Annotated in this window: 18 protein-coding genes and 1 tRNA gene; 15 read left to right on the top strand and 4 right to left on the bottom strand. The window is 68.8% G+C overall.

Annotated elements, in window-relative coordinates:
* Positions 1–13 precede the first annotated feature (13 nt).
* On the bottom strand, positions 14–919 hold the full coding sequence (gene galU / locus ABGB12_RS27840) for a UTP--glucose-1-phosphate uridylyltransferase GalU (protein ID WP_347682426.1): 906 nt from the start codon (positions 917–919) through the stop codon (positions 14–16).
* Between galU and ABGB12_RS27835 the strand changes: the two genes are divergently transcribed.
* The 5 genes from ABGB12_RS27835 to ABGB12_RS27815 all read left to right on the top strand — a co-directional run bounded on the left by ABGB12_RS27835 (position 909) and on the right by ABGB12_RS27815 (position 5167).
* Positions 909–1541 (top strand): 5-formyltetrahydrofolate cyclo-ligase, encoded by a 633-nt coding sequence (locus ABGB12_RS27835; protein ID WP_347682458.1) that lies wholly within the window; start codon positions 909–911, stop codon positions 1539–1541. The genes galU and ABGB12_RS27835 overlap by 11 nt on opposite strands.
* Before the next feature lie 9 nt (positions 1542–1550).
* Positions 1551–2522: an NAD(P)-dependent oxidoreductase gene (locus ABGB12_RS27830; protein ID WP_347682425.1), complete on the top strand. Its 972-nt coding sequence runs from the start codon at positions 1551–1553 to the stop codon at positions 2520–2522.
* Between the two features lie 72 nt (positions 2523–2594).
* Positions 2595–4103: a potassium/proton antiporter gene (locus ABGB12_RS27825; RefSeq protein ID WP_347682424.1), complete on the top strand. Its 1509-nt coding sequence runs from the start codon at positions 2595–2597 to the stop codon at positions 4101–4103.
* A gap of 57 nt (positions 4104–4160) precedes the next feature.
* Positions 4161–4511: an FmdB family zinc ribbon protein gene (locus ABGB12_RS27820; RefSeq protein ID WP_347682423.1), complete on the top strand. Its 351-nt coding sequence runs from the start codon at positions 4161–4163 to the stop codon at positions 4509–4511.
* A 74-nt stretch (positions 4512–4585) separates the two neighbouring features.
* Positions 4586–5167 (top strand): SAF domain-containing protein, encoded by a 582-nt coding sequence (locus ABGB12_RS27815; RefSeq protein ID WP_347682422.1) that lies wholly within the window; start codon positions 4586–4588, stop codon positions 5165–5167.
* 30 nt (positions 5168–5197) lie between these two features.
* Here the strand turns inward: ABGB12_RS27815 and ABGB12_RS27810 are convergent, their stop codons facing one another.
* Complete coding sequence (locus ABGB12_RS27810; protein ID WP_347682421.1) at positions 5198–6250, bottom strand: D-alanyl-D-alanine carboxypeptidase family protein; 1053 nt, start codon at positions 6248–6250, stop codon at positions 5198–5200.
* A 774-nt stretch (positions 6251–7024) separates the two neighbouring features.
* On the opposite strand from ABGB12_RS27810, the gene ABGB12_RS27805 reads away from it, so the two are divergent.
* Positions 7025–7097 (top strand) — tRNA-Arg (locus ABGB12_RS27805).
* A gap of 72 nt (positions 7098–7169) precedes the next feature.
* On the opposite strand, the gene ABGB12_RS27800 is transcribed toward ABGB12_RS27805, so the two are convergent.
* Positions 7170–8015 (bottom strand): helix-turn-helix transcriptional regulator, encoded by an 846-nt coding sequence (locus tag ABGB12_RS27800; RefSeq protein ID WP_347682420.1) that lies wholly within the window; start codon positions 8013–8015, stop codon positions 7170–7172.
* 262 nt (positions 8016–8277) lie between these two features.
* Here ABGB12_RS27800 and ABGB12_RS27795 point away from each other — a divergent pair, with 262 nt between their 5' ends.
* The 4 genes from ABGB12_RS27795 (at position 8278) to ABGB12_RS27780 (ending at position 14176) form a co-directional block, all read left to right on the top strand.
* Complete coding sequence (locus ABGB12_RS27795) at positions 8278–8853, top strand: sigma-70 family RNA polymerase sigma factor (protein WP_347682419.1); 576 nt, start codon at positions 8278–8280, stop codon at positions 8851–8853.
* 175 nt (positions 8854–9028) lie between these two features.
* A complete protein-coding gene (locus tag ABGB12_RS27790) occupies positions 9029–10678 on the top strand; it encodes an alpha/beta hydrolase (RefSeq protein ID WP_347682418.1) in 1650 nt (549 codons plus the stop codon).
* Positions 10679–10740: 62 nt separating this feature from the next.
* Positions 10741–12384, top strand: coding sequence for an alpha/beta hydrolase (locus ABGB12_RS27785; RefSeq protein WP_347682417.1), 1644 nt, complete (start codon positions 10741–10743; stop codon positions 12382–12384).
* A 148-nt stretch (positions 12385–12532) separates the two neighbouring features.
* Entirely contained in the window at positions 12533–14176 is a 1644-nt protein-coding gene (locus ABGB12_RS27780) for an alpha/beta hydrolase (protein WP_347682416.1), read from the top strand.
* A 62-nt stretch (positions 14177–14238) separates the two neighbouring features.
* On the opposite strand, the gene proS is transcribed toward ABGB12_RS27780, so the two are convergent.
* Positions 14239–15687, bottom strand: a complete 1449-nt coding sequence (gene proS, locus ABGB12_RS27775) for a proline--tRNA ligase (RefSeq protein WP_347682415.1) — start codon at positions 15685–15687, stop codon at positions 14239–14241.
* Positions 15688–15919: 232 nt separating this feature from the next.
* On the opposite strand from proS, the gene ABGB12_RS27770 reads away from it, so the two are divergent.
* From ABGB12_RS27770 to plsX, 5 genes are all read left to right on the top strand, one after another.
* Complete coding sequence (locus tag ABGB12_RS27770) at positions 15920–16894, top strand: ABC transporter permease (protein WP_347682414.1); 975 nt, start codon at positions 15920–15922, stop codon at positions 16892–16894.
* Between the two features lies 1 nt (position 16895).
* On the top strand, positions 16896–17699 hold the full coding sequence (locus tag ABGB12_RS27765) for an ABC transporter ATP-binding protein (RefSeq protein ID WP_347682457.1): 804 nt from the start codon (positions 16896–16898) through the stop codon (positions 17697–17699).
* A gap of 48 nt (positions 17700–17747) precedes the next feature.
* Positions 17748–18260: a YbhB/YbcL family Raf kinase inhibitor-like protein gene (locus ABGB12_RS27760; RefSeq protein WP_347682413.1), complete on the top strand. Its 513-nt coding sequence runs from the start codon at positions 17748–17750 to the stop codon at positions 18258–18260.
* A 264-nt stretch (positions 18261–18524) separates the two neighbouring features.
* On the top strand, positions 18525–18914 hold the full coding sequence (locus tag ABGB12_RS27755) for a hypothetical protein (RefSeq protein ID WP_347682412.1): 390 nt from the start codon (positions 18525–18527) through the stop codon (positions 18912–18914).
* A gap of 21 nt (positions 18915–18935) precedes the next feature.
* Positions 18936–19985, top strand: a complete 1050-nt coding sequence (plsX, locus tag ABGB12_RS27750) for a phosphate acyltransferase PlsX (protein ID WP_347682411.1) — start codon at positions 18936–18938, stop codon at positions 19983–19985.
* Positions 19986–20005: the final 20 nt, after the last annotated feature.

Here is a 20005-nt window from a genome sequence, read left to right as displayed (position 1 = left end):
GCACCCATGTATTTCACGAACCGTTCTTTTCCACGAACTCCTTCAGCCAGTCGCGGAACTCGGCGCCCAGGTCCTCGCGCTCGCTGGCGAACTGCACGACGGTGCGCAGGTAGTCCAGCTTGTCGCCGGTGTCGAAACGCTGGCCGCGGAACAGCACGCCCCGCACTCCGCCGCCGTGCTCGGCCGGCATCGTCGCCAGGGTGCGCAGCGCGTCGGTCAGCTGGATCTCGTTCCCGCGGCCAGGCGGGGTCTTCTCCAGCACCTCGAAGACGGCCGGGTCGAGCACGTAGCGGCCGATGATGATCCAGTTGCTGGGCGCGTCCTCGACGGCCGGCTTCTCGATCAGGTCGGTGACCTCGACGACGTCGGCCTCTGTGGACGGGCTGATGGCGGCGCAACCGAACTTGGAGATCTGGTCGGGCTCGACCTCCATGAGCGCGATGACGCTGCCGCCGTACTGCTGGCGCACCTCGATCATGCGCTTGAGCAGCAGGTCGCGCGAGCCGATCAGGTCGTCGCCGAGCAGGACCGCGAAGGGCTCGTCGCCGACGTGCTGGGCCGCGCAGCTCACGGCGTGGCCGAGTCCCTTGGGCTCGCCCTGGCGGACGTAGTGGATCTGCGCGAGTTCGGCCGACTCCTGGATCGAAGCGAGACGGGCGTCGTCGCCCTTGTTGCGCAGTGCTTCCTCGAGCTCGTAAGCGCGGTCGAAGTGGTCCTCGATGGAGCGCTTCGATCGCCCCGTGATCATCAGGACGTCGGAGAGACCGGCGGAGACGGCCTCCTCCACGACATACTGGATCGCGGGCTTGTCGACGATCGGCAGCATTTCCTTGGGCGTCGCCTTGGTGGCGGGCAGGAAGCGCGTCCCGAGCCCAGCCGCGGGAACTACTGCCTTGGTTACGGGTGAGATGTCGGCCATAGGAAAAACCCTAGTCAACTCCGAGGAGTCTCGGGTGCAGGAAGACGTTAAGCCCTCGTTGCGAACCCATATACGGCAAGCAAGGCGAGGGATGACAGATGCGGAGCTATCCGGAGCAAGTTCCGCGATACGGGATGTTCTACTGAGCCTCCCGGAGCTTGAGATGGCATCGTCAATCGCAGCATACGTCTCAAGAGGTAACGAACCCGGCACACGGAGTCTGCTGTTCGCCCTCTGGAAGCGCGGCTCTTATGTGCTTCTACCCAGATTGTTGCCGGATTGCGACCTCGATTGGGCTTCCTACGAGGGACCCGATTCCCTCACCGAATCCCCCCGGGGCCTGCTGGAACCCACCGAGCCGTCCCGCGGCGTCGAGGCGATCAGGGCGGCCGACGTCGTCCTCGTGCCCGCGCTGGCCGTCGACAGGCGGGGCTACCGGCTCGGACAGGGCGGCGGCTCCTACGACCGGGCGCTGGCCCGGGTCGGCCCCGCCATCCTCACCATCGGCGTGGTCTACGACGACGAGTTCGTACCGGAACTGCCCGCCGAACCCCACGACCTGCCCGTCCGGGCGGTGGTCACCCCCTCGGGGTTCCACAGGCTGCCCGCGGCGGGTTCATAGACTCATACCGTGTGGAAGATCGCGGCGCTGATGCCGCTGCCTCCGGAAGTCATCGAGCTGGTGTTCGCCCCGCTGAAAGGCCGCGCGGACGTCATCCTGCCCGCCACCCGCGACCGGGCCGGACAGCACGCCGCGCTGGCCGAGGCCGACCTCGCGGTCGGCGACTTCACCGGCGAGCTGCCCATGGACGCGGCGGCCGTCGCCGCCGCCCCCCGGCTCGCCTTCCTCCAGCAGCCGCAGGTCGGCGTCGACACCTGCGACCTGGACGCGCTGACGGCCGCCGGCGTCGTCGTCGCCAACACCGCGGGCGCCAACACCCGGTCCGTCGCCGAATGGGCGGTCGGCGCCGCCTTCGCCCTGTGCAGGAGGCTCGCCTGGGTCGACCGGCGCATGCGGGAGGGCGGCTGGCCCCAGCTCGACATCGGCGGACGCGAACTGCACGCCCAGCGCGTCGGGATCCTCGGATACGGAGCGATCGGGGCGCAGGCCGCCGGGCTTTTCCACGCCCTCGGCTGCCGGGTCTCCTACTGGAGCCGGACGCCCAAGGACGGCGCCGTCGGCGAGTACCTCGCGCTGGACGACCTGCTGTCCACCAGCGACGTCCTGGTGGTGACCGTCGCACTCACCCCGGAGACGGAGGGGCTGGTCGGACCCGAGCGGCTCGCGCTGCTCCCGCCGAACGCGCTTCTGGTCAACGTGGCGCGCGGCGGGATCGTCCCGGACGAGGCGGTGCTGGCCGCGCTGGACTCGGGCCGCCTCGCCGGGGCCGCCCTGGACGTCTTCGAAGGGGAGCCGCTGCCGCCCGGCCACCCCCTGCGCTCGCACGAGCAGGTGCTGCTGTCCCCGCACACCGCGGGCGCCAGCGCGCAGGCCCAGATGAACGTGATCGGGCAGGTGATGGCGAACCTCACAGCGGTGCTCGACGGAAGGCCGGTCGAGCACGTCGTCAACGGTCTGCCGCCGCTGGTCCACCGAAGGTGAGGAAGCCCGAGGACACCGGGTGGTCACGGCCGAACCGATCCGTTCGGGATAATCGTCCCCGGAGGTGATCGATTGCAACTGGAAGCGTGGCTTGCGCTCAGTGCGGCGATGGTCCTGGTGGCGATCGTGGCGGTCCGGCTGTCCTACCGGCTCGGGCTGCCGAGCCTCCTCGCCTATCTCGGCCTCGGCCTGCTGCTGGGAGAGGCCGGCTTCGGCATCCAGTTCGACAACGCGGAACTCGCCAAGACCCTCGGCTGGCTCGCCCTGATGATCATCCTGATCGAGGGCGGCCTGAGCACCAACTGGCGGCACGTCAAAGGCAGCGTCCCGGTCGCGCTCTCCCTGGCCGTCGTCGGCACGTCCCTCAGCATCGCGATCGTCGGCGGGGCCGCCCACTACCTCCTGGGCACCGACTGGCAGCTCGCCCTGCTGCTCGGCGCGATCCTCGCGCCCACCGACTCCGCGGCGATCTTCTCCGTCCTGCGGCGGCTGCCCCTGCCCAACCGGCTCGCCGGGATGCTGGAAGCCGAATCCGGATTCAACGACGCGCCCGTCGTCATCCTCGTGCTGGCCCTCAGCGGAAGCCACCACACCAGCGGCAACCTGGAGCTGTTCGGCACCATCGCCTACGAGCTGGCCGTCGGCGCCGTCGTCGGCCTGGCCATCAGCTGGGGCGGCGCCTGGGTGCTGCGGCAGGTGGCGCTCCCGGCGTCCGGCCTGTACCCGCTGGCGGTGATGTCCCTGGCCGTCGGCGCCTACGGCGGCGCGATCCTGCTGCACGCGTCCGGGTTCATGGCCTGCTACCTGGCCGGCCTGGTGCTGGGCAACGCCCGTCTGCCGCACCGGCCCGCCACCCTCGGGTTCGCCGAGGGCATCGCCTGGCTGTCGCAGATCGGGCTGTTCATCATGCTCGGGCTGCTGGCCGACCCCGCCGACCTGCCGGGGCAGCTCGTCTACGGGCTGGTCGCCGGGCTCATCCTGTCGTTCGTGGCCCGGCCGCTCTCCGTGCTCATCGCCACCACCGGGTTCGGGGTGAGCATGCGGGAACGGGCCTTCCTGTCCTGGGCCGGGCTGCGCGGCGCGGTGCCGATCATCCTGGCCACCGTGCCGATGACCGAGAACCTGCCCGGCTCCGACCAGCTGTTCGCCGCCGTCTTCGTGCTCGTGGTCATCTTCACCGTGATCCAGGGGCCGACACTGCCGTGGTTCGCGCAGAAACTGAAGATCACCGAGGAGGGCGGGGCGACCGAGCTGGGTGTGGAGGCCGCGCCGCTGGAGGAGCTCAAGGCCGACCTGCTGCAGATCAAGATCCCGGAGAACTCGCGGCTGGCCGGAGTGGAGATCTTCGAGCTGCGGCTGCCGTCCGGCGCCCAGATCACCCTGGTGCTCCGCGAGATCGTCGGGGCCGGGAAACTCGTGGAGAAGAAGAGCTTCGTGCCGTCGCCCACGACCGTCCTGCAGTCCGGGGACGAGTTGCTGGTGGTCACCACCGCGGCCGACCGCGAGACGGCCGAGCGGCGACTGCGGGCCGTGAGCAGGCAGGGCAAGCTGGCGGGCTGGTTCGGAGAGGTCGGGGACTAGACGTACTATTGGCAGTCGGCTATGCCGAGTGCCAATAGTGTTGAGAAGGAGGGGCCAGTGCCCACGTACCAGTATGCGTGCACCGCCTGTGGTGAGGGCCTGGAAGTCGTTCAGAAGTTCAGCGACGACGCGCTGACCGAATGCCCTGCCTGCGGCGGAGCGCTGCGCAAGGTCTTCTCCGCGGTGGGCATCGTCTTCAAGGGCTCCGGGTTCTACCGCAACGACAGCCGGGGCTCCGGCAAGTCGACCACTCCGGTGACCACCTCGTCCTCGGAGAAGAAGTCCGACAGCTCCGGGTCCAGCGCGTCGGAGTCGTCCTCTTCCTCGACTTCCTCGTCCTCGACCGCTTCGAGCTCTTCGTCCTCTTCGACCCCCTCGACGAGCACCTCCACCGCCGCGGCCTCCTGACGGGCCTCGCGGGCTCCGGCCGGTCATCCACAGGCCGGAGCGCGGAGTCGTGGCCCGGCGGTTAACGTCGGGCCATGAGAACACAGCTCCTCCGCCACCGCCGCCCCTTGGCCGTCCTCTGCGCCCTCGTGGCGGTGTCACTGGTCCGCCTGCCGCAGACGTCTCCGTCCGGTGGCCACGTTCTGGTGGCCGCCCGCGACCTGACCGGCGGCACCCGCCTAGCGCCCCAGGACGTCCAGGCGGTTCGGCTGCACCCGCCGCCCTCCGGCGCCATCTCCCGTCTTCCGGACGGCGCCGTGCTCGCGGCCCCGGTGCGCCGGGGCGAACCGCTGACCGACCTCCGGCTCCTGGGCCCCGCCCTCCTGGACGCCCACGCCCCTGGTCTGGTGGCGGCTCCCGTCCGGGTCCCGGACGCCGCGCTGGCCACCCTGGTCCGTCCCGGTGACAGGGTGGACGTCCTCGCCGTCCCCGACGCGTCCCTCCCGGCGTCCGGGCCCCCCGCCCCCTTGGCCACCGCGGTTCCCGTCCTGGCCGTTCCCCCGCCCGACGGCTCCTCCGGCGCCCTCTTACTCCTGGCCGTCACCCGGCCCGAGGCCGCGGCCCTGGCCGGAGCGCCCCACCTGACCCTCAGCCTCCACCCGCCGGCTTCCTCCTGAGACTTCGAGAACCCCGCCGCGGCAGGAGCGCTACTCGCGCTCGGACTCGGTGCCGAACTCCCAGTGCCAGGGTTCGAAGGGGCTGACATAGGCCCAGGAGGGGTGGAACCAGCCGTACCTGGTGGAGTTGGCGCGAAGCCAGTTGAACTGGACGGTGCCCTGGCTCTGGATGCCGCCGCACAGGTCGAGGGCCTGGCCCAGGCCGTGGTTACTGCGGCCGGGAATGGCGGCGAAGCCGGGCCGCTGGTAGTAGATGCGTCTCTGCTCGGCCAGGTCGCGGTAGGCGTCGCGGACGCACATGTCCTTGCCGAAGTTCTTCTTGTAGGCGGCGTTGAGCTTGTAGAAGGCCAGGGCGGCGTCCGCGCGGAGCATGAAGCCGCTCTGCGGCAGCTTGCACAGGTACTTGCTGGGGATCAGTCCGTTGGGGAACTGGGCCGCCTCCTCGGCCAGCGCGGTGTCGCAGGTGAGGGTGAGCCTGGTGTCGCGGTCCAAGTCGAGGTTCTTCAGCATCTTTTTCAGCTGGTTGGTCAGCTGGTTGATGCGGTTGAAGAGCACCTTCTTCTGCTTGGCGATCTTCGCCTGGTCGATCGCCGTGCTGGACTGCAGGTCCTGGGCCTGATTCGCCAGGGTCTCCCGCCGCTCCCGCAGCTCCTTGGCGGTCTTGAGCAGCCCGTTGTCGTTGTTGGCGAGGAACGTCACGTCGGCCGAGCCGCGCAGCGCCTCCTGGGGCCCTGCCATACCGAACAGCGACAGGGTTCCCGACGCCGTCGGCGCCTGGTAGGCGGAGTTCGCCAGCTCCGCCAGCGGGCCGCGCATCTTCTCGAACTCGGCGTCGGCCATCGCCAGCTGTTCCAGTGTCTCCCGCAGCCGCTTCTTCGACTGCCTGAGCTTGGTCTGCTGGTCCTTCCAGGACTTGTCGAGCTCCTGCAGCTCGTCCCGGGCCTCACCGGCCTTCTTGCGCAGCTGCTCGACCTCTTCGACCCCAGGCGCCAGGGCCGCGACCTCCGGAGGGACACCCGTCACCACGAGCGACACCGTCATCAGGAGCACCGCGGCCAGCTTCGCTGACCGGGGGGTCGGCACGTGCGGTCCTCCGAGGCGTACAGGAACAGGGCAGCGCTCGAACGGTACTACACCTGACTCAATGTCCCATCCCGCTTATCACTCTCAACCACCAAAGAACACCCGAAGCAACACCAAAAACGATCATTCAACTACACAAGGCCACAGATCATCGGCCATCCGGCTGCCACGCGACCCCCAAGGAGCCACCAAGCCCCCGGCGTTCGGAGCCGGACAGAGGCGTTCGTCCTTCGCGATCGCCGCACCGGTGAAGCCCCGCGCCACCTGACCGCCGCCCACCTGACCGCCGCCCGCCTGACCGCCGCCCGAAATCAGCGGCCCGGAGTCCGGAGCCCGGCGAAATGACTCTGTTTTCTGAAGTGAGCGTGGCGCGCAGAGCGGGTCCGGCCTCGCGGAAACCCCGCCTGCGCCGCCGAACAATTTTGACAAGCGTCCCTGACATTGGATCAGGTGATCCGATCAAGCTGTCCTGCCATTCGTACACAGCCGATGACAGGTCTCTTCGCGGTGGCGGAGAGGGCGCCGACGGCGTCGGCGGAGGGCCGGACCGCGTGGTGCGGAAGGTTCGGACGGCACCGCGGCGAGCGTGCGGACGACGGGACGAAGAGGACCCCGGCGGCGGAGGGCGCCATCTGGAAGGCGTCAACGCGCCGGAAGCGGTAATCTAACGGGGTCGCGGAGCCGAAGCACCGGGACGGCGTCGCGGAGCGTTCGCGGGATGGTCACCGCGGAGGGGACGCGACGGATCCGGTTCCAGTAGGCTTTCGGCGGTGAGGCCCCGTAGCTCAGGGGATAGAGCAACGGTTTCCTAAACCGTGTGTCGGAGGTTCGAATCCTCTCGGGGCCGCAGATGGAAGGCCGGTCGTGGATCCACGACCGGCCTTCTTCGCGTCCGGGGCCGTCCGGGACCGTCCGGGGGTCAGGGGATCAGACGGACCAGATCCGCGATGAGCTCGGCGGAGCGTTCGGGGGTGCGGGCGGCCACGCAGAGGTACTCCATCGCCTGGAGGTGGACGTCCACCTCTTCACGCTTCTCATGGTGGGTGGAGCCGGCCAGGGACTGGACGTAGACGATGTCGCCCAGTTCGGGCTGGGGGAAGCGCAGGAGGCTGAAGCCGCCGGACTGGGCGGGGTGCTCCCCCGCCGAGAAGGGCAGGACCTGGAGGGTCACGCCTTTCAGGGTGAGCAGGTGCTGCAGTTGGCGGCGGTGGATCCCCGGGTCGCCGACGGTGCGGTGCAGGACCGCCTCGTCCAGGACCGCCCACAGGCGGGGGCCGCCGGGCCGGAAGAAGGCGCGCTGGCGGCGCAGGGTGATCGCGACGCGGCGGTCGAGCTCCTCGGGGGTGGCCCGGGGGTGGGCCGACGCCAGGAGCGCCCGGGCGTACTCCTCGGTCTGCAGCAGTTCGGGGACGAACTGGACGCAGTAGGAGCGCAGCCGGGACGCCGCCTCCTCCAGACCCAGGTAGGTGGCGAGCCAGGCCGGGAGCAGGTCGTTGTAGGCCTGCCACCAGCCGGGACGGTTGGCCGCGGCCGCCAGCTTCATGATCTCGGTGACCTGGACGTCGTCGGTGACGCCGTACAGGGCCAGGAGGTCCTTGATGTCACGGGATTTGGAGCCGACGCGGCCCAGCTCCAGACGGCTGATCTTGGATTCGGAGCCCCGGATGGCGTAGCCGGCCTCGGCGCGCGAGATGCCCCGGGCCTCTCTCAGCCTGCGCAACTGGGAGCCCAGTTGCATCCGGCCGGTCATCGAGCCGGAACTCATCGGTATCAGCGTCCTCCCACCATTGCACGTGCAGCTGCACGAGCCAGGTAAGCGTAGCGAACGGAGTGTGATCGAGTCCACGGAACCCATATTCGTCCGCCATTCGTTATCAAGAGGAAGCCCTGCACTGACTGCAGCGGTTTGACTGCTAAGTCACCCACTTCAGGGTTTTACCACCAGTTTGTAGGAAACAACTGGATCCCATGCTGAACTGGATTTGACTCCTGCCCCGAACGGCCGGAAGACGGTGAGGAGGAGGCCGATGACCACCCTGGAGAAGGCGAAGACCTCTGAGCGCTACGAGCGCGAGGTCCTGCCGTTGGCCGACCCGCTCTACGCCAGCGCCGTCCGGATGACGCGCAACAGCGCCGACGCCGAGGATCTCGTCCAGGAGACCCTGACCAAGGCGTACGTGAACTTCCACCAGTTCCAGGAGGGCACGAACCTCAAGGCCTGGCTGCACCGCATCCTCACCAACAACTTCATCAACGCCTACCGCAAGAGGCAGCGCGAGCCGCAGCGCACCGGCTCCGACGAGCTGGAGGAGTGGCAGCTGGCGCAGACCGAGTCGGCCGTCGCCGGCCTGCGGTCGGCCGAGCACGAAGCCCTGGACCACATCCCCGACGACGACGTCGTGGCCGCCCTGCGCGCCCTTCCCGAGGACTTCCGCAACGCCGTCTACCTCGCGGACGTCGAGGGCTACGCCTACAAGGAGATCGCCGAGATGATGGGCACCCCCATCGGCACGGTGATGTCCCGTCTGCACCGCGGGCGCAAGCAGCTGCGCGAGGCGCTCGCCGGCCACCGGCCGCGGGTTCCGGCGGCCCGCGCGGCATGACCTGTTCCTGGACGAGCCCACCATCACGAAAGTGACAGGTGGGCCTCTTCGTAAGATTTTAAGACCTGCCCCTTTATGACCGTTTTACCCATAGGATCCTCCTCACGATCTCGTGAGAAGAGAGGCTCCGGCCTGCCATCGCCGGGGCCTCTCTCCACGTTCCGAGGAGGAACACATGCGCCGTCGCGCCCTGGTCATGGCCACGGTGACGATGCTCTCCCTGGCGGCCCTCACCCCCGCCTCGGCGGCCCTTCCCAGCGAGTCGGCCCAGCAGGACCCGACCCAGCGGATCGCCGCGCAGAACATCAAGTGGAAGCAGTGCTTCCAGAAGAGCCCCGACCCGGCCTATCCGGAGTACGCGCGCCTGGAGTGCGCCAAGATCAAGGCTCCGCTGGACTGGAAGAAGCCGAACGGCAAGAAGATCACCCTGGCGATCAGCCGCCTCAAGGCGCGCCAGCAGGCCAAGGGCGTGGTGTTCACCAACCCCGGCGGCCCCGGTGGCGGAGGAGTGCTCCTCCCGCTGACCTTCATCAACGCCGAGCGCAACCAGCTGCTCGACACCATGGACATCATCGGCATCGACGTCCGCGGCACCGGCTACAGCACCCAGGCCTCCTGCAAGGACGTCTACGGCCCGTACCTGGAGGTCCGCAACCGCAGCGCGGCCAACACCAAGCGCCTGCTCGCCCTGGGCAAGAAGTACGCCAAGGCCTGCCAGAGCGGCAACAACAAGCTCCCCTCCAAGTACGTGACGACCGCACAGACCGTCTACGACCTGGAATGGATCCGCCGCAACCTCAAGACCTCCAACGGCAAGAAGGTCAAGAAGATCCACTGGATCGGCTACTCCGCCGGAACCTGGCTCGGCGCCTACTACGCCCGCAAGTGGCCCAAGTCCACCGGACGCTTCGTCCTCGACTCCGTCGTCAACTTCGCCTCCACCTGGCGGGTCTCCGACGACGCCCAGCCGAAGGCCTTCCAGAAGCGGTTCGGGCAGTTCGCCCGCTGGGCCGCCGGGTACAACGCCGTCTTCGGGCTCGGGGCCTCGCAGCAGGCCGTCATCGGCCGGTACGAGCGGATCCGCGCCGCCATCGCCAAGAAGGGCCGGATCGAGCTCACCTACGACAACGGCACCGTCGAGTACTTCTACCCCGGCACGCTCGACAGCTACATCGCCTCGTCGCTCTACTCCAAGACGAGCTTCCCGGGCCTGGCTCAGGACCTGAACTTCCTGAGCGCGCTCACCCTCGACGCGCAGGCCCGCGCCCGGGCCAAGCGCCTCTCGCGGGCCCAGGACCCCGCCGCGGGAGAGACCCCGACCTACATCAACATCACCTGCAACGACACCGCGTTCGGCCGCAGCCCGGCCAAGCACGCCGCCTTCACCAAGAAGAACGGCGCCCGCTACCCGCTGGCCGGTTACGCCCAGATCACCAACCCCTGCGTGCACTGGAAGCGGGCCTCCGGCCAGCTCAAGCTGCCCCGTCCCGCCGGAGGCGGCCTGCCCAAGCTGCTCCTGGTCCAGTCCGTGGGCGACCCGGCCACCGCCTACGGCGAGGCCGTCAACGCGCGCAAGGCGTACAAGAACTCGCGTCTGATCACCGTCAGGAACGAGGGCGACCACGCCATCTACGCCTCCGGCAACCCCTGCGTGGACAAGGTCGTCGAGCGCTACCTGATCAACGGCGTCTTCCCCAAGCGGGACGGCTCCTGCCAGGGAACGCCGCTTCCCGTCATCATCGCGGCCGAAGGACGCGCCCCCCGGCAGCAGGCCAACCCCCTGGAACTGCTGCAGGAGCTCGACCAGCTGGTCGGCAGGAACTGACCGTTCCTCATTCCGAGAGGGCCCTTCGGGGCCCTCTCTTCCTTTTCCCGAAGGACGTGTACATGCGCCGTCGCGCCTTGGCCATGGCAACGGTGACGATGCTCCCCCTCGCCGCTTTCACCCCCGCCTCTGCAGCTCTTCCCGGCGAACAGGACCGACGGGGTCCGACGCAGCGGATCGCCGCCCAGAGCATCGGATGGAAGCCATGCCATAAGAGGCACCGGGACACGAATCGCCCTCAGTACCGGCGGCTGGAGTGTGCCACGCTCAAGGCCCCGCTTGACTGGAAGAAGCCCAGCGGCAAGAAGATCACCCTGGCGATCAGCCGCCTCAAGGCGCGCAAACAGGTCAAGGGCGTGCTGTTCACCAACCCCGGCGGCCCCGGTGCGGCAGGCTGGACGCTTCCCCTCATCTTCATCGACACGGACCGCGCCCGGCTGCTCGACCACATGGACATCATCGGCATCGACATCCGGGGCACCGGCTACAGCACTCAGGCGTCCTGCAAGGACGCCTATGGCGGAACCTACGACTCGCGCGACCGCAGCCGATCCAACATCCGTGCGATGCTCTTCTGGGCGCAGGAACAGGCGAAAGGCTGCCAGAAATACGGCGGTAAGAAGCTCCCCTCCAAGTACGTGACGACCGCACAGACCGTCTACGACCTGGAATGGATCCGCCGCAACCTCAAAGCCTCCGACGGCAGGAAGGTCAAGAAGGTCCACTGGGTCGGCTACTCCGGAGGCACCTGGATCGGCGCCTACTACGCCCGCAAGTGGCCCAAATCCACCGGACGCTTCGTCCTCGACGGCGTCGTCGACTTCAGTGGTTCCTGGCAGTCCTTCTTCGACACCCAACCCAAGGCATTCCAGGCTCGGTTCGAGGCGTTCGCCCGCTGGGCCGCCCAGTACGACGACGCGTACGGGCTGGGCGGGTCCCAGAAGGCGGTCCTCGCGACCTACGAGAGGGTCCGCGCGGTCGCCGCCAAGAAGTACGGGATCGAGGTCACACGCCCCGACGGCAGAATCGAGAGCTTCAGCGCCGACCAGATCGACTACACCATCATCTCGGCGCTGTACTCGAAGTACCTCTTCGCCGACCTGGCGCTCACCTTGAAGGACCTCGTCTCCGCCGCGACCGGCGACGCCTCCCGGAAACCGCTGGCGGGGAGAGCTGCCCAAAACCCCTACGCGGGGGAAACCCCTACTTTCTACAACCTCACCTGCAACGACACCCCGAACACGCGGAACCCCAGGGAACTCGTCAAGTTCTCCGGACAGTCGGGCAAGAAGTACCCCCTGGCGGGTTACAGCCGGCTCATGGACCCCTGCGCGTACTGGAAGAAGGTCCCCGGCGGACTCAAGCTGTCCCGTCCCGTCGGCGGCGGGCTGCCCCGGGTGCTCATGGTCCACTCGATGGGCGACCCCGCCACGCCCTATATCGGCGCTGTCAAGGCACACAAGGCGTATCAGAACTCCCGCCTGGTCACCGTCGCCGACGAGGGCGACCACGGCATCTACGCGGGCGACAATCCCTGCGTCAACGACATCGTCGAGAACTACCTGATCGACGGCGTGTACCCCCGGCGGGACGTGACCTGTCAGGGAACCGCGGCCTCCGTTCCGCGGGTGGCCGACCGTGCCGCCGACCGGCCGGTCAACCCGCTCCTGCGCGCCTGGGAGCTCTCCGCGTCGGGGCGCGGCTGACCAGTGAAAGACAACCGTGAATCAACGCAAACCAACGCGAACCCACCGGGGATCACTCTCATCTCATAGCTGAACCCTCCCCCGCCGCTTCACCAGGAAGGGGCTCCGGCCACCCGCCGGGAGCCTTCCCGCCTTTCAGGAGGAACACATGCGGCGTCCTGCCCTGGCCCTGGCCTCGGTGACGATGCTCTCCCTCGCGGCGTTCGTCCCAGGGGCGTCGGCTCTCCCCTCGCAAGAGCCGCCCCTGCGGATCGCCGCTCAGGACATCAAGTGGAAGCGGTGCTTCAAGACCAGCCCCGACCCGGCCTTCCCCGAGTACACACGCCTGGAGTGCGCCAAGATCAAGGCTCCGCTCGACTGGAAGAAGCCGAACGGCAAGAAGATCACCCTGGCGATCAGCCGCCTCAAGGCGCGCAAGAAGCCCCAGGGCGTGATCTTCACCAATCCCGGCGGGCCCGGCGGCGCCGGGCGGACGCTGCCGCTGTCGCTCATCAGCGCCGGCCGTGACCGCGTGCTCGACACCATGGACGTCATCGGCGTCGACGTGCGCGGCACCGGAGGCGGCACCAAGGCCCGCTGCAAGACGGACCCGCCGGTGCCGACCAACACGCGGGACCTCAGCGCCGGGAACGCCAAGGCCATGCTCACCTGGTCCAAGAGGATGGCGGACTCCTGCCGGAACGGCGGCGGCCCGCTCCCCGCCGAGTACGTGACGACCGCGCAGACCGTCCACGACCTGGAATGGATCCGCCGCAACCTCGAGACCTCCGACGGCAAGAAGGTCAAGAAGATCCACTGGATCGGCTACTCCAACGGGACCTGGCTCGGCGCGCACTACGCCAAGAGATGGCCCAAGTCCACCGGACGCTTCGTCCTGGACTCCGCGGTCGACTACACCGGCACCTGGCAGAAGTGGACCGACTCCCAGCCCAAGGGCTTCTGGGACCGGTTCCGCCAGTTCGCCCGCTGGGCCGCCGGGAACAACGGGCAGTTCGGCCTGGGCGCATCCGAGAAGGCCGTGCTCAACACCTATGAGGAGATCCGGGCGGTCATCGCCAAGGAGGGCTACGTCAAGCTCACCTACGACGACGGCAGCACCCAGGACCTCTACCCCATAGATTTCGACCAGATCATCTGGCAGTCGCTCTACAGCAAGTACTCCTTCATCGAGACGGCCGGCCTCATGAGCGCCCTGACCGCTCTGACGGACGGCGGCCAGGCCCGGGCGCGCACGCTTCCCAAGGCGCTGAACGCACGGCCCGCAGCCGCCATCTACGGGGAGGGGGCTGTGTTCTACGACGTCACCTGCGGCGACATGAAGTACTCCCGCACGCCGAAGCAGCAGTCCTCCGCCGCCGCGAAGCTCGGCAAGAAGTACCCGCTGATCGGCTACGACCTGGCCCTGAACCCGTGCCCGTACTGGAAGCAGGCCTCCGGGCGGCTCAAGCTCGCCCGGCCCGCCGGCAACGACCTGCCCGGGATGCTCCTGGTCCAGTCCGTGTACGACCCGGCCACCCCCTACGGGCCCGCTCTCAAGGTCCACAAGCGTTACGCGAACTCCCGCATGGTCACCGTCAGGAACGAGGGAGACCACGCCCTCTACGCCGGTGACAACCCCTGCGTGGACACCATCGTCGAGCAGTGGCTGGTCGACGGGGTCCTCCCCAAGGCCGACCGCACCTGCCAGGGCACTCCGATCCCCGACCCGGCCGTCGCCGCCCGCACCGCCGGTGACGGACCCGTGAACCCCGTCCTGCTCGCCCGTGAGCTCGCCGAGCGGCTGCCCGGCTGATCCGCTTCCCGAGACGAGAAAGGGGGCCCGCGCGACGGGCCCCCTTTCTCAACGGATAAGGATCAGTAGGACTTGCCGAAGATCACGCGCTTGCCGTAGTCCGAGGGCTCACCGCACCGCACGCAGACGCCGGAGTCGGCCTCGCCCGCCGCCGGGATGCAGCGCGGGGTGGCCGCCGTCTCGGCCTTGATCTCGTCCTCGCAGGCCGTGCGGCCGCAGTGCAGGGCCAGAGCCCACCCCTGGGCCACCTGGGCCGTGAAGTCCTCCCAGGAGTCCACGGGACGGGTGTGGGAGTCGCGGAACTCCTCGGCGCGGCGCAGCAGGAACGCCTGGAAGTCGTCCAGGATGCCGGGGACGCGGGCGGCGACCTCGCCGAACGGGATCGTCTCCTTGCCCTGGCCCTCCTCGGTCGGCAGGCGCCGGGCGAGGGTGACGACGCCGTTGTCGATGTCGCGCATGCCCAGCTCCAGCCGGATCGGGACGCCGCGCATCTCCCAGTCGTTGAACTTGAAGCCCGGAGAGAGCTGGGGCCGCTTGTCGTCGACGTGGACGCGCACGCCCGCCGCCTTCAGCTCGGCGGCGACCTCGTGCGCCTTGGCCGCGGTGGTCTCGGCCTGCTCCTTGCGGCCGAGGGGGACGATCACGACCTGGTAGGGGGCCAGCCTCGGCGGCAGCACCAGGCCCTTGTCGTCGCCGTGCGTCATGATCACGCCGCCGATCATGCGGGTGCTCATGCCCCAGGACGTGGTGTGCGCCAGGACGAGCTCCCCGTCGGCGTCCTGGTAGTCGATCTCGAACGCCTTGGCGAAGTTGGTGCCGAGGTAGTGCGACGTACCGGCCTGCAGGGCGCGGCCGTCCCGCATCATGCCCTCGATCGTGTACGTGCGCACCGCGCCCGCGAACCGCTCGCCCGGGGTCTTCTCGCCCGGGACGACGGGCATGGCCGCGAGGTCCCGTGCGACCTTCTCGTAGGCGTCCAGCGCCCAGAGGGTCTCGCGCATGGCGTCTTCCTCGTCGACGTGCGCGGTGTGGCCCTCCTGCCAGAGGAACTCGGTGGTGCGCAGGAACATGCGCGGACGCATCTCCCAGCGCACGACGTTGGCCCACTGGTTGAGCAGCAGCGGAAGGTCGCGGTGTGAGTCGATCCACTTGGCCATGTACTCGCCGATGACCGTCTCGGAGGTCGGCCGGACGACCAGCGGCTCCTCGAGCTCCTTGCCGCCGGCGTGGGTGACCACGGCCAGCTCCGGCGAGAAGCCCTCGACGTGCTCGGCCTCGCGCTTGAGGTAGGACTCCGGGATGAACATCGGGAAGCAGGCGTTCTCGTGCCCGGCCTCCTTGATCCTGGCGTCCAGGTCGGCCTGGATCAGCTCCCAGACCCGGTACCCGTAGGGCCGGATCACCATGGTGCCGCGCACCGGCCCGCGGTCGACGAGCTGCGCCTTGATGACGACCTCGTTGTACCAGGCGGAGAAATCTTCAGACTGAGGAGTTACACCTTCTCGACTCACGCGCCAAAGGCTACCGTCCGAGAGGATGCCGAGGCGGCCCAGCGGGCATGACCGTTCCGGTGAGTGGTTTCATGTGCCCGGGCGGTTCGGGTTTCCCGCCCCTTCCCCGATAAACCTACCTACACAGTAGGATATGAACCGGGGGCGAGCTTCAGAAGAGAGATCGATTAGGAACGGATCACATGTCGACGAATGTCCCATGCGCGGCTGTACCTGCAATAGGCTCAGCGCCATGAGTCACCCGGAACGGCCCGGAAGCGGCCCGGCCGGCAGTCTCACCGTACCCCCCGCACCCCAAGGGAAGTCCGGCGAGTCACTGGCTGCCTTCGCCGCTCGTCACGGCCTGACCCAGAGTTCCGCCCGACCCGCGCTCGGGCAGTACATCAGAAAAGTCTGGGACCGTCGGCATTTCATCTGGACGTTCGCCTCCTCCAAGCGGGCGGCGATGTACACCTCGTCCAAGCTGGGCCAGATCTGGCAGGTCCTCACCCCGCTGCTCAACGCGGGCGTCTACTTCGTGATCTTCGGGCTGCTGCTGGAGCTGCACAAGGGCATCCACGACTACGTGCCCTGGCTGATCACCGGGGTCTTCGTCTTCACCTTCACCCAGCGCTCGCTCACCACGAGCGCCAAGGCGGTCGGCGGGCACCTGCCGCTGGTGAGGGCGCTGCACTTCCCCCGGGCCACCCTGCCGCTGGCCTACACCGCGGTGGAGCTGCAGCAGCTGCTGATCTCCCTGGTCGTACTGGTGTTCCTGGTACTGGCATGCGGGGTCGCCCCCGCCGCCACCTGGCTGCTCCTGGTGCCGGTGATCGTGCTCCAGTTGCTGTTCAACGTCGGGCTGAGCATGATCGTGGCCCGGCTCGGCGCGTTCACCCGGGACATCACCCAGCTCCTGCCGTTCGTGCTGCGCACCTGGCTCTACGTCTCCGGCGTGATCTTCCCGGTCGCCAGCCTGGCCAACCGGTCCGAGACCGTGCGGGACAACCCGTGGATCCTGGGCCTGCTGGAGGCCAACCCGGGCTTCGTCTACGTCGAGCTCGCGCGGCAGGCCATGATCCCCTCGTACGTGGCGCAGAAGAACCCCCAGGTCGCGATGAACGATCCCGGACTGCTCTGGCTGTACGCCGTCGCCTGGGCGCTCATTCTCTGCGTCGGCGGCTTCTACTGGTTCTACCGGGCAGAGGAGAGGTACGGACGTGGCTGAGATCCAGGAGCAGGCCCGTCCCGTGGCGCCGCCCCCCGTCGTCATCGACTACACCCGCCAGCCCATCGTGGTCGTCGACGACCTCCACATCATCTACAAGGTGTACGGGGCGGCCAGGGAGAAGGGCTCGGGCGCGACCGCGCTGGCCCGCGTCCTGCGCCGCAAGGACCGGCCGCAGACCACCACGGTCCACGCGGTCAAGGGCGTGTCGTTCGTCGCCTACAAGGGTGACGCCATCGGTGTCATCGGCACCAACGGCTCGGGCAAGTCCACCCTGCTGAAGGCGATCGCCGGCCTGCTGCCCCCGGCCTCCGGCAGTGTCTACACCGACGGGCAGCCCTCCCTGCTGGGCGTCGGCGCCGCGCTGATGAAGGACCTCACCGGCGAGCGCAACATCATCCTCGGGTGCCTGGCCATGGGCATGAGCCCCGAGGAGGTCAAGGCCAAGTACCAGAGCATCGTGCAGTTCGCGGGCCTGCGGAAGGGCTTCATCAAGTACCCGATGAGCACCTACTCCTCGGGCATGGGGGCCCGGCTGCGCTTCGCGATCGCCTCGGCCCGCACCCACGACGTGCTGCTCATCGACGAGGCCCTGGCCACCGGCGACGCCAAGTTCCGGCGCCGCAGCAAGGCCAAGATCGAACAGCTGCGCAGGGACGCCGGCGCGGTCTTCCTCGTCGCCCACCAGCTCGACGTGGTCGAGGAGACCTGCAACCGGGTCCTGTGGCTGGACGACGGCAGGCTCGTCATGGACGGCGACCCGAAGGAAGTGATCGCCGCGTACAACGAGGCGATCAACAAGTGAGTCATTAGAGTGGCCTCCATCACCGGTCGGTCGATGGAGGCCTTTTCTATGCCCGCACCTCTTCCGTACGACTTCCTTCCGCAGGTCCCCTCGTTCACCCTGACCAGCGAGGACGTGACCGACGGCGGCACGCTCTCGCAGGCCCAGGTGTTCGACGGCTGGGGCCACGCCGGACGGAACGTCTCACCACACCTGGCCTGGTCGGGATTCCCGCCCGAGACCCAGAGCTTCGCCGTCACCGTCTACGACCCCGACGCGCCCACCGGCAGCGGATTCTGGCACTGGCTGCTGTGGGACGTCCCGGCGCACGTGACGGAGCTCCCGTCGGGGATCGGCGCCGACGACCCGATCGGCGTCCAGGGCCGCAACGACTACGGCGACAACGCCTTCGGCGGGGCCGGCCCGCCGCCCGGCCCGCCCCACCGCTACGTGTTCGCCGTCCACGCCCTGGACGTCCCGTCTCTCGGAGTGACGCCCGACGCCCCCGCCGCGCAGGTCGGATTCAACATCACCGCCCACACCCTGGCCCGCGCCTACCTGGTCGCCTCCTACGGCGTCTGAGCACGACCCGGCCGGAGTTCACGGGCGCCCGTCCTGACCCGATGCGGTCAGCTGTCCACCCCAGGGCGCGCGCCCGTGAACCTTCCTCTTCCGACCCGGCTGCAAGGTGACGAAACAGGTCACCACACCATGCACCGCGCCGCTATCAATCCGCTATCGGCCGCCGTCCCGGCCCTGCCAAGGCGGGGCGGGACGCGGGTCAAAAACCGGGAAACCCGCCTGGTGTCGCGTGTGGTCGACATCACCACAGGTGACGTTCAGTGCGTGAAGAACAAGAAGATCCTCATCGCCTCCATCGCCGCCGCGATCGTCGCCGGCCTGGGCGTCGCCGTCGCCGTGATCCTGACGCGCGGCGACGCGGTGCGGTACGGGACCCAGACCGCGATGCTCAAGGCCCTTCCCGCCGCGGCCAAGGCCGAGCTGGATGCGCGCGGCAAGCGGCTGGCGCAGCCGCTGGTCTGCCAGAGTATGCCGGAGGCCACCCGGGACAAGCTGCTGGTGCGCTGTACCGGAACCACCGTCGACAAGCAGCCCGTCCAGGTGTTCGGGGCCACGCTGCCCACGCTCAAGACCGAGTACTACACGATCCTGGTGGCCGGTGAGCCCCTGGTGAAGAACGCCGGTTGCCTCGGGACAGACTGCAAGGACGGTTAGCCGTCGGAAGAAGGAGGCCCGTTGCTGCCGGTGGTGCTGGACTGCATGGGGGGCGACCACGCGCCACGGGAGGCGGTGGCGGGCGCGGTCAGCGCGGTCCGCGACCACGACGTCCCGCTCATCCTGGTCGGACCGGCCCGGCGGCTGCGGACCCTGCTCGCCGAGCACGACGCGGCGGGGAAGATCCCCATCGTGCACACCGACCAGGCGCTGGAGATGGGCGAGGGGGCGCTGGCGTCCTGGCGCAAGCCCCGCTCCACGGTGGCGATCGCGTGCGAGCTGATCAAGCACGGCAAGGCCGGGGCGATGGTCTCGGCGGGATCGACCGCGGGCGTGGTCGCCACCTCGGCGGTGCGGTTGAAGGGCCAGCACGGCATCATGCGCCCGGCGATCGCCGTCACCCTGCCGACCCTGCCGCTGCCGACGGTCCTGCTCGACGCCGGCGCCACCGCCGACGCCAAACCCGAGATGCTGCTGCAGTTCGCGATGCTCGGCACCGCCTACGCCCAGATCCTGCTGGGCGTCCCCCGCCCCCGGGTGGGGCTGCTGAGCATCGGCTCGGAGCCCGGCAAGGGCAACAAGCTGGTGAAGAAGGCGCACGAGCTGCTCACCGCGTCCTCGCTGGAGTTCGTCGGCAACCTCGAGGGCCACGACCTGCTGCGCGGCCGGGCCGAGGTGATCGTCACCGACGGGTTCACGGGCAATGTCGCCCTGAAGACGATCGAGGGCACCCTGCGGGTCGCCGCCGCCGAGCTGCGCCAGGCGCTGACGGCCAGCCGCACCGCCAAGCTCGGCGCGGCCCTGCAGCGCAGGGAGCTGGGCGCGCTGGCGGAGCGCTTCGACAGCGAGACCTACGGGGGCGGGGTGCTGCTGGGGCTGAACGGCGCCGTGGTCATCGCGCACGGCGCGTCCCGGGCGCGGGGGGTCTCCGCGGCCTGCAAGCTCGCCTACGACCTGTCCAAGGGCAAGCTGGTCGACCGGGTGAAGGAGCAGCTGGGCGCCTCGTCCAAACCGTCGATCTTCGCCCGCAGGCCCCATGTGGAGCCTCCGGGGGGCGGCACCGCCGGCTGAGCCGCGCAGGAGGCGTACGG

Origin of the sequence: Actinocorallia sp. B10E7 (genome assembly GCF_039871655.1) — a bacterium.
Lineage (GTDB): Bacteria > Actinomycetota > Actinomycetes > Streptosporangiales > Streptosporangiaceae > Actinocorallia.
The sequence above is the reverse complement of the archived record's forward strand: the minus strand, read 5'-3'. Positions and strand labels throughout refer to the sequence as shown.

Excerpts from the sequence above, each read along its gene's own strand:
- ABGB12_RS27835 (WP_347682458.1), top strand. The coding sequence starts at position 909 with ATGTCGGCCATAGGAAAAACCCTAGTCAACTCCGAGGAGTCTCGGGTG.
- galU (WP_347682426.1), bottom strand. The coding sequence starts at position 919 with ATGGCCGACATCTCACCCGTAACCAAGGCAGTAGTTCCCGCGGCTGGG.
- ABGB12_RS27815 (WP_347682422.1), top strand. The coding sequence starts at position 4,586 with ATGAGAACACAGCTCCTCCGCCACCGCCGCCCCTTGGCCGTCCTCTGC.
- ABGB12_RS27800 (WP_347682420.1), bottom strand. The coding sequence starts at position 8,015 with ATGAGTTCCGGCTCGATGACCGGCCGGATGCAACTGGGCTCCCAGTTG.
- ABGB12_RS27795 (WP_347682419.1), top strand. The coding sequence starts at position 8,278 with ATGACCACCCTGGAGAAGGCGAAGACCTCTGAGCGCTACGAGCGCGAG.
- ABGB12_RS27790 (WP_347682418.1), top strand. The coding sequence starts at position 9,029 with ATGCGCCGTCGCGCCCTGGTCATGGCCACGGTGACGATGCTCTCCCTG.
- ABGB12_RS27785 (WP_347682417.1), top strand. The coding sequence starts at position 10,741 with ATGCGCCGTCGCGCCTTGGCCATGGCAACGGTGACGATGCTCCCCCTC.
- ABGB12_RS27780 (WP_347682416.1), top strand. The coding sequence starts at position 12,533 with ATGCGGCGTCCTGCCCTGGCCCTGGCCTCGGTGACGATGCTCTCCCTC.
- ABGB12_RS27770 (WP_347682414.1), top strand. The coding sequence starts at position 15,920 with ATGAGTCACCCGGAACGGCCCGGAAGCGGCCCGGCCGGCAGTCTCACC.
- ABGB12_RS27760 (WP_347682413.1), top strand. The coding sequence starts at position 17,748 with ATGCCCGCACCTCTTCCGTACGACTTCCTTCCGCAGGTCCCCTCGTTC.